Here is a 2,056-nt window from a genome sequence, read left to right on the forward strand (position 1 = left end):
ATGCTGTGTCATAGTAAATAGATTGTTAATTAGCTCAAAAAATCGTTATCAATTTTCAATCTCTAATAATGATTTTTAGTAAATTTATCTATATTAGTGTTACTAAGTAGGAATATTGAATTTTCTTTAAACTATTTTTTATTCTTGATTTTTGAATATAATTAATATATAATATTAATACAATATTGATTAATTTTAATAATTAATAATATTGTTTAAAAGATAATAATCTTATTAGCCAATATTTGCGGTTTGTATGTATGGTATATGAGAATTATTTTGAAAAATAAAGTTTTTTTATAAGTTTTTCATTGATTATCTATAGTTATAAATATCTAAGAGAAGAGGTAAGTTCAATATAGTTTGTTTTAGAAAAAATAGATATTATTATTTTATATTTATGTTTAGGTCTAAAGATTATATAAATGAAACTAAATTTATACACTAAAAATAATTAAGGCAAGTACTGTTATTTTTAGTAGTGCCATTTAAATGATATATAAATATCTTGCATTGTTTTTAATTTTAAAAGGAGATATTAAAATATGAAGTTAATATATTATAGTTTAATACTATTAATAATAGTATCAATAGTATTATTAAGTTGTAAAACTCAAAATTCTCCTCCTGTAGGTGTGCATTCAGGTGGTGTTTTCCCAGAAAGAATAATGGGTGAGGAGGTTAAATCAATTGATGAATTGCTTGATACATTTAATCTATCTGAAGATCAGAGGGAGGCAGCTGAATATTTAAGAAAGGCATTGGTTGATGATGCTAAAACATATAGTAATGATACGTTTTATGATCTATTGTCTAAATTAGGTGCTGATCAAGTTAAAACAATTGTGAACAATATGTTAGAAAATCATCATTTGCGTTTATTTTATCAAGCTAGAGAAACTATTAAGCGTATCAAAGATTCAGGTGCAAAGAAAGTCTTAGAGAATAGGTTGGTTAAGGCGGAAGGAGAATATTCATTAGCGTTAAAAGATTATAGCGATATCGGTATTAGTGTTACTGAGAGATATAATAATATTTTAGGTAATAATAAAAATGCTGGTTCTGATTTTCAGGGTATTAGTGATGATGCAGATACAGAAGTAGATAGACAAGCAGAAGCAGATAGACAAGAAAAAACAATGTTAATTGAGTATTTGCGGAACACAGCTATTTCAGCTGAAATTACCAGGGTATTTGCTGCTCATGATACTCCTGAACCTGCTGATAGGTATGGTATGATGAAAGAAGTATTTGCTGTAATTGACCATTATGCATTTAAGTCACAAAGTCATATTAGGCGAAGAGGGTTAATTTACTTAGCTTTTGATTATAAACGTGAAGATCTTGACTTCTTTGGGACACTTTTGTATAAGTATATTGTGTATGAGAGTGTGATTGGTGATACTAATGCACTTCAGAAGTTTTTCTATATTATTGGTTTAAATGGTGTAATAAGTATTTTTCATACATTAGAAGAATTTTCTGAATTATATTACCTAAGCTCATTTAAAAATCTCAGAGATAAAGAAGCTAATCTTGATAAGTTAGATCTTGAGGATCTAAGTACACTAAAACAACAATTTGTTTTACTTGAAATCGAAAAGCAGAAATTAGTAGTAATAAAAAATCAAATAAAAGTAGTAGATTATAATGCTGATGTAGGTGGCATTAACACTGTTTCTGGTCGTAGTGACATCTTAAAAAGATTTGAGGTATCGAAAGTATTGCATAATTATTTAACAGATACAACTCGTGATTACAAGGGGAAACTTAATCGTGCAGTAGAGGAAGTAAAGAAAGTGAATGATGTCATTATTGCCATCTTGAATAAAATATGAATAAACAATGATAAAAGAAAAGATATAAATAAAGCATAAGATTAAGTAAATAAGATTTTTAAAATTAAAAGATTATTTGAGAAGTGCTTATTTCGGTATAAGTGCTTCTTTAGAATTTTAGAATATTTAAGAATAAGAAAAAGAGATAGATTAGATAGATTTATACTAATAACAAATTAACTAGTTAATTTGTTATTAGTATAAATCTATCTAATCTA

At 26.2% G+C, this 2,056-nt stretch carries 1 protein-coding gene; it reads left to right on the plus strand.

Translation table 11 applies throughout. The features are described 5' to 3' along the window. Positions 1–545: 545 nt before the first annotated feature. A complete protein-coding gene (locus U881_RS0103300) occupies positions 546–1,838 on the plus strand; it encodes a BTA121 domain-containing protein surface lipoprotein (RefSeq protein WP_024653202.1) in 1,293 nt (430 codons plus the stop codon). Positions 1,839–2,056: the final 218 nt, after the last annotated feature.

Source organism: Borrelia persica No12, from assembly GCF_000500045.1.
GTDB lineage: Bacteria > Spirochaetota > Spirochaetia > Borreliales > Borreliaceae > Borrelia > Borrelia persica.

Coding starts and splice junctions, on each gene's coding strand:
- U881_RS0103300 (WP_024653202.1), top strand. CDS start 546: ATGAAGTTAATATATTATAGTTTAATACTATTAATAATAGTATCAATA.